The sequence below is a fragment of the Nocardia cyriacigeorgica genome, from assembly GCF_010858045.1.
Classification (GTDB): domain Bacteria; phylum Actinomycetota; class Actinomycetes; order Mycobacteriales; family Mycobacteriaceae; genus Nocardia; species Nocardia cyriacigeorgica_E.
The window spans coordinates 63,751-69,941 of sequence record NZ_JAAGVC010000030.1 but is presented as its reverse complement, the minus strand read 5'-3'; the positions used below and the strand labels follow the sequence as shown (position 1 = coordinate 69,941).

Sequence of the window (6,191 nt, the reverse complement as noted above, 5' to 3'; positions counted from 1 at the left end):
CGGCCGGTGTCGGCGCCCGGCGCGGTACTCGACGCCGGTGAGGTGGTGGGTATCTGGCGCTACCGGCGTGGTGAGAACCTCCTCACGGTGACCGGATTCGCCGCGCTGCGCCTGCTGCGCGACCGCCGCGTCATCACCCCCACCGAGTACCGCGACGCCACCGCCGCACCACTGGGCGGGCTCGTCGCCGCGATGACCAACCGATCCCCGAACTGACCGCTGCTCCACAGGTCAGGCGTGGAGTCGGCACCACAGTCGCACGCCGCCGCGGTAACGCCGCAGCGCCCCCACCTCAGCGACCACGAGAGGTGAACCATGCATGACACTCGGCCTCGACTTCCCCCGACCCCGACCCGGGCCTGCTGACGGTGGCGCGTGCACCGTCGCCGCCACTGATCCGGATCACGCTGAGCACCGATCTGCCCGCCCGCACCCAAGGGTGGCGGCGGGTCCGGGCGCGGACCGTCCTTGCCGGCATCGACTCGATCGACACCCTCGAGCAGCATCTGCGGCGATAACTCCGCCGCTGTCTCGACACCCGCGGATCAGCGCAGGCCTGCTCAGCGGATCCTGATGCGGCGCAACGACGCCGCTATCGGGTGAGAGTCTTCTCCACCAGGTCCAGGAAGGCATCGACTTCCTGTTCGTCGTATCCACGCTGACCGAAACGCGGCCGCCGGAACGCGATGTCACGAACCTCCGCCGGGGTCAACCGATCGGTACCACGCAAGGTGGCTTCGACCCGGTCGAGAAAACCATCCACCTCATCCTCCCGATAGCCGCGCGCACCGAACCGCGGCCTGCTGAACGTGACCGCGCGGACGTCGTCTGCGGTGAGTCTCATCGCTGCCTCCTCGACCGGCTGATCGATCCATTGTCGTCGCACCGCCGCTGGTTCGCCGTGCGAACCAGCGATCGACGGTGCTGCTACCGCGCATCCGCGCGATGATCGTCGAAGGCGACCGCGACATCGGGCAGACCCGACGCGTCGGCCACCACGGCGGCGGCCCGTTCGACGCGGCGCCGCAGACCCGCGGGCAGCGCGGCGAATCCGGTCACCGTGAGGAGGTTCTCACCACGCCGGTAGCGCCAGATACCCACCACCTCACCGGCGTCGAGTACCGCGCCGGGCGCCGACACCGGCCGCCACACCAGCCGGCGACGGGCCGGCTCGGGCACCAGCAGAACACGATCGGCGTGCCGCAGATACGGATCATGCGGCGGAACCAGCACCGTGCCCTCGGCCGCCGCCGCGGTGCGCAGATCGTCGACGAGGGCGGCGGGCAGGCTATAGCGTCGCCCGTCGACGGTGACCGGCACCAGATCGGCGGCCTTCCACACGCCGGCCACATCCGCCGGTTCGACCCCGAGCCATTCGGCGAAGAGGGCTCGGGTGGTCGGGCCGTTGATTCCGAAGAAGGTGTCGAGCAGCCGAGCGCGCGCCTGCCGCGGACGCTCACGTGGATGCGCGGGCGCGGGCCGCAACACGGTGCCGCGCCGATCATCCGAACCCACCAGGATCTGCGCGCGACAGCCCGCGGTCCGGAACAATGCGTCGGGCACATGCCGCGCCTGGCAGCGTTCACACCAGCTCACCAACGTGTCCGGCACGCATTCGGTGACCCGAGTGCTGGCGTCGGACTTCGAGATCGGACCGGTGACCACCGCACGCAACGCCTCGGCGACGGCCTCCACCGCGGCGACCAGATCCGCGCCTCCGGAGTCGGTGGGCAGCGGCGTATTGGCCGCGGTGACGAAGTCGAGTCGATCCAGCCGATGCACATGCGGTGCCCCACGTACCGACCACATCGCCACCAGCGGCCCGTCCGGACCGATGACCGCCGACACGGAACGAGCTCGCAGCGATCGCAGCGCGCCATCGGGTCGCCCGTCCTGGATGCCGAGCAGCAGCAGCTCGTCCAGATCCGTGCCGTCGGCGCCGAAGCCATGGCGCTGCCAGCGGTGACCCAGCCACCGTGATCGGTCGACGACGAGCGCGCCCGCCATCACTCCACTCTACGAGCCTGCGCCCACCCGCCGGGCGTGGGTGTAGATGAGGCGGGCGTACTCGGTGAGCAGCCGGTCCAGTCCGATCGGCTGCTCACCGGTCGCGGTCTGCTGGAACCCGATCAGCATCGCCATCCCCAGTTCGGTGACCACAGTGGCGGTCTCGTCATCGCCCACCACACCCTTGATCGCCTTGTGCACGGTGCGCCGACGGGATTCGTCGACCCGCTTGACCGCCAGATTCACCGATTCGTCATTGGCCGCCCACGCGCGGATGGCGGCTTCGGCGGCATGATGCAGGCCCAGCGCCAGATCGGACATGGCGCGGATGTCGTCGTCGGGGTGGCCCTGATTGAAGTTCAGGGTGCGCAGGATCAGGACCTGGCGGTTTTCCCAATGGTCGAGCAGGGCGTCGACGAAACCCTGCCAACTGCCGAAATGATGGTAGAAGGAGCCGCTGGTGACACCGAGGCGCCGGCACAGCACACCGATATTGAGGTTTTTGAAGCCGAGTTCGGCCAGCACTTCCAGTCCGGTGTGAAAGTACTGCTCCTTGGTGACCACTCGTGACATACGGCGCCGTTCTTCTGGTATGGGCTGGGTGGAAGGACCGAACGGTACCCCATCGTGTCGTCGGCTGGCCCGAGGGTAGCCGAGTCGCGACGCCGATTACAGAGTGCCACCGGGTACCAGTTACCTGATGAAACATTAAGCGCGGGAAGGGAACAGGACGCCGCACACCCGAACGCCGCAGGGAACCGACGATGCGCGGCACCCGGGCAGCGGTACCAGCACTCGCCTACCTGCGTGACGGCTGCGCCGATCACACCCCAGTAACAGAGCACCCGCTCTGTTATAGTGGCGGCATGCCCCGCCCGCGCATCCACGACCCCGACGCCGTCCTCGACGCCGCCGAACACCTGGCCGCGCGCTCCGGTCCCGCCGCGGTCACCATCCGGGCCGTCGCCACCGCCACCGGGATCTCCAACGGCGCGATCTACCACAGCTTCGGCTCGCGGGCCGAGCTGCTGGCACGGACCTGGCTGCGGGCGGCACACCGGTTTCTGGACTTGCAGACCGCGCAGGTCGACGCCGTCCTCCCGGCCGCACCGCAGCCGGGCTCCGCCGCCTGCGTACGCGCCGTCGCCGCCGCCGCGGCCACGCCCGCACTGTTCGCCCGCGAGCACCCGGACTCCTCGGCGCTGTTGCTGACCATCTCCCGCGAACAGCTGCTCGGCGACGAACTGCCCGAGGCCATCGCCGACGAACTCGCAGGCACCGATCGAGCCTTGGTGGGTTTGATGATTCGGCTGGCGCAGGCGATGTGGGATCGCCGCGACGGCCGCGCCGTCGCCGTCATCACCACCTGCCTGGTCGATCTCCCCACAGCGATCCTGTTGCGCCGCCATCAGATCGACGCACCCCATGCCCGGCGGCAGCTGGACGCGGCGGTGCGCGCCGTCCTCGACGTCGGACCACCCGACCACATCCCGAAGAACAAGGAGGCCTGATGCCCGCCCTCGACTACCACGACAAGATCGCCGTCCTCGATCTCGGTGACGGCGAGAACCGCTTCTCCCCCACCTTCCTCGACGAGCTGAACGCCCACCTCGACACCGTCCTCGCCGACGGCGCCCACGCCCTCGTCACCACCGCGAGCGCCAAGTTCTACTCCAACGGCCTGGACCTGGAATGGCTTTCGGCCAACGGCGAGCGCGCCGACTGGTACGTCGCCCAGGTCCACAGCCTCTTCGCGCGCGTGCTCACCCTCGGTGTGCCGACCGCCGCGGCCATGCCGGGCCACGCCTTCGGCGCCGGCGCCATGCTCGCCATCGCCCACGACTTCCGCGTCATGCGCGCCGACCGCGGTTACTTCTGTTTCCCCGAGGTCGATATCCGGATCCCGTTCACCCCTGGCATGGCGGCCCTGATCCAGGCCAAGCTCACCCCGCAGGCCGCGGTCGCTTCCATGACCACCGGCCGCCGCTGGGGCGGTGTGGACGCCGCGGCCGCCGGCATCGTCGACGCCACCGCACCCGAAGGCGAGCTCGTCTCCGCCGCAACCCAGCTGCTCGCCCCGCTCGGCGCCAAGGATCCGGGCACCCTTGCCGCCATCAAGCAGACGATGTTCGCCACCGCCGTCGAAGCGCTCACCTAGTCCCTCGGAGGCGCCGGGATGTACCGGCCGGCGGTGCTGGATCGCCGCTCCGTCCGGCAGCCCTGTGGCGCCCGGACCAAGACGCCACAGCTCATCTCAGTCGTGGGCGTAACGCTCACGGGCCTGCCCAGCATCGTGTGCCGGCACATCTGTTGCGGTGAACACTGTTGCCGGCGCACGGCATACGGCTAGGGTGAGGCGATGACGCAGTCGACAAGACCTGGTGGGGTCCTGCGCTTTTGGCGGCTATCCGGGCCGGGGGCGAAGTTCTTGGCGCCGATCGTCCCGTTCTGGGTGGTGCTGGAAACCACCGGCAGGCAATCCGGTCTCCCGCGGCGCAAACCGCTGGCGCGCGGCATCACCGACGGTGAGCAGATGCTGCTGGTGTCGGTGCACGGGCGCCGCGCGGACTGGGTGCGCAATATCGAGGCCGATCCGCGGGTGCGGCTGCGCACCGGGCTGCGCTGGCGCAGCGGGATCGCCTCCATCGAGCCGCTGACCCCGCAGCAGCTGGCCCGCTTCAACAGCTACATCCGTTCGGCCGCGGCCCGATTCGCGATGGACGGCACCGAACAAGTCCTGGTGCGCATCGACACCGCGGCCTCCGCACGCTGAGCTGAGGCCGGTTCGAGGAGGTTCCGTAGTTCGCGCCGGATCAGCAGTCCGTGCCATTCCTGCCCCGGCACGCGGTACCGGTGTTCGACAGCAGGAAAGCCCCGGGATAGCCCGGTTCAGCAGCTCACAGGCGCACGCCGAGCAGGGCGTCCACCGCGGTCGCGATCGCGGCGGGGGCGTCGGTGTCGGTGCCGCCGTAGGTGAGGGCCTCATCGGTCCAGTTGTCGATGGCGGCCAGCGCCTTGGGGGTGTCGAGATCGTCGGCCAGGTGCTGACGCAGCCGGGCGATGGTGTCGGTCGCTGCGCCCGCGGCCGGCAGGGCGGCAGCGCTGCGCCAGCGGTCCAGCCGGGCCACAGCCTCGTCGAGCACGGCGTCGGTCCACATGCGGTCCTGGCGGTAATGGCCGGCCAGCAGCCCCAACCGGATCGCGGCCGGATCCACCCCGGCGCGGCGCAGCTTCGATACCAGCACCAGGTTGCCCCTGGACTTCGACATCTTCTCCCCATCCAAACCGATCAACCCGGCGTGGACGTAATGGCGGGCGAAGCGGCGGCCTGCGACCAGCGCCTCGGCGTGCGCGGCCGAGTACTCGTGGTGCGGGTAGATCAGATCGCTACCGCCGCCCTGGATGTCGAACTCGGTGCCCAGCCGGTTCACCGCGATCGCAGCGCATTCGATATGCCAGCCCGGGCGTCCCGGCCCGAACGGCGACGGCCACGACGGCTCACCCGGGCGGGCCGCGCGCCACAGCAGCGCGTCGATGGTGTCGCGTTTGCCCGGACGGTCCGGGTCGCCGCCGCGTTCGGCGAACAACCGCTCCATGGTGGCCCGGTCATAGCCGGATTCGTAACCGAACTGTTCGGTGGCGTCTGCGCGGAAGTAGATATCGGGGAATTCGGCATCGTCGACGGTGTAGGCGGCGCCGGAGGCGAGGAGTTTGCCGACGAACTCGACCACCTCGTCGACCGACTCGATGGCGCCGATGTAGTCACGCGGCGGCACGATCCGCAGCGCGGTCATGTCCTCGCGGTACAGCTCGATCTCGCTGGTGCCCAGCTCGCGCCAGTCGACGCCGTCGCGGGCGGCGCGTTCGAACAGCGGGTCGTCGACGTCGGTGACGTTCTGCACGTAGTGCACCTCATGGCCGCGGTCGCGCCAGATCCGGTTGATCAGATCGAAGGTGAGGTAGGTCGCGGCGTGGCCGAGATGGGTGGCGTCGTAGGGGGTGATGCCGCACACGTACATGGTGGCGGTGGCGCCGGGAGTCACCGGGCGCACCTGCCGGTCGGCGGTGTCGTACAACCGCAACGGGGGTCCTGCTCCGGGGACCGTCGGGATCGGGGTATCGGACCAGGACTGCATTCTTCGAGGGTAAAGGTGGCGTCGAGGCCGTCGGCGCCCACCCCGGCG

The 6,191-nt window shown here is 69.7% G+C and carries 9 protein-coding genes; 5 read left to right on the top strand and 4 right to left on the bottom strand.

The features are described 5' to 3' along the window. Together GV790_RS21660 and GV790_RS21655 are read left to right on the top strand one after the other, a co-directional pair. Window positions 1–216: hypothetical protein (locus GV790_RS21660; RefSeq protein WP_163815435.1), on the top strand; the 216-nt coding region annotated here is incomplete at its 5' end. A gap of 152 nt (window positions 217–368) precedes the next feature. Continuing rightward, window positions 369–518: a hypothetical protein gene (locus GV790_RS21655; RefSeq protein ID WP_163815433.1), complete on the top strand. Its 150-nt coding sequence runs from the start codon at window positions 369–371 to the stop codon at window positions 516–518. A gap of 74 nt (window positions 519–592) precedes the next feature. Here GV790_RS21655 and GV790_RS31675 read toward each other — a convergent pair whose 3' ends face one another. The 3 genes from GV790_RS31675 to GV790_RS21640 all read right to left on the bottom strand — a co-directional run bounded on the left by GV790_RS31675 (window position 593) and on the right by GV790_RS21640 (window position 2,580). Further along, the gene (locus GV790_RS31675) at window positions 593–844 is read right to left on the bottom strand and encodes a DivIVA domain-containing protein (RefSeq protein WP_163815431.1); all 252 of its coding nucleotides are present in this window, start codon (window positions 842–844) and stop codon (window positions 593–595) included. Between the two features lie 83 nt (window positions 845–927). Next, window positions 928–2,007, bottom strand: a complete 1,080-nt coding sequence (locus GV790_RS21645) for a DNA glycosylase AlkZ-like family protein (RefSeq protein WP_163815429.1) — start codon at window positions 2,005–2,007, stop codon at window positions 928–930. A 9-nt stretch (window positions 2,008–2,016) separates the two neighbouring features. Next, on the bottom strand, window positions 2,017–2,580 hold the full coding sequence (locus GV790_RS21640; protein ID WP_163815427.1) for a TetR/AcrR family transcriptional regulator: 564 nt from the start codon (window positions 2,578–2,580) through the stop codon (window positions 2,017–2,019). A 293-nt stretch (window positions 2,581–2,873) separates the two neighbouring features. Here GV790_RS21640 and GV790_RS21635 point away from each other — a divergent pair, with 293 nt between their 5' ends. From GV790_RS21635 to GV790_RS21625, 3 genes are all read left to right on the top strand, one after another. Continuing rightward, window positions 2,874–3,518 (top strand): TetR/AcrR family transcriptional regulator, encoded by a 645-nt coding sequence (locus GV790_RS21635; RefSeq protein WP_163815425.1) that lies wholly within the window; start codon window positions 2,874–2,876, stop codon window positions 3,516–3,518. After that, window positions 3,518–4,165: an enoyl-CoA hydratase-related protein gene (locus GV790_RS21630; RefSeq protein ID WP_175585968.1), complete on the top strand. Its 648-nt coding sequence runs from the start codon at window positions 3,518–3,520 to the stop codon at window positions 4,163–4,165. Before GV790_RS21635 ends, GV790_RS21630 begins: the two co-directional genes overlap by 1 nt. Window positions 4,166–4,366: 201 nt before the next feature. Beyond that, a complete protein-coding gene (locus GV790_RS21625) occupies window positions 4,367–4,780 on the top strand; it encodes a nitroreductase/quinone reductase family protein (RefSeq protein WP_163815423.1) in 414 nt (137 codons plus the stop codon). Window positions 4,781–4,904: 124 nt separating this feature from the next. Here GV790_RS21625 and mshC read toward each other — a convergent pair whose 3' ends face one another. Beyond that, on the bottom strand, window positions 4,905–6,143 hold the full coding sequence (mshC, locus tag GV790_RS21620; protein ID WP_163815421.1) for a cysteine--1-D-myo-inosityl 2-amino-2-deoxy-alpha-D-glucopyranoside ligase: 1,239 nt from the start codon (window positions 6,141–6,143) through the stop codon (window positions 4,905–4,907). Between the last annotated feature and the right edge of the window lie 48 nt (window positions 6,144–6,191).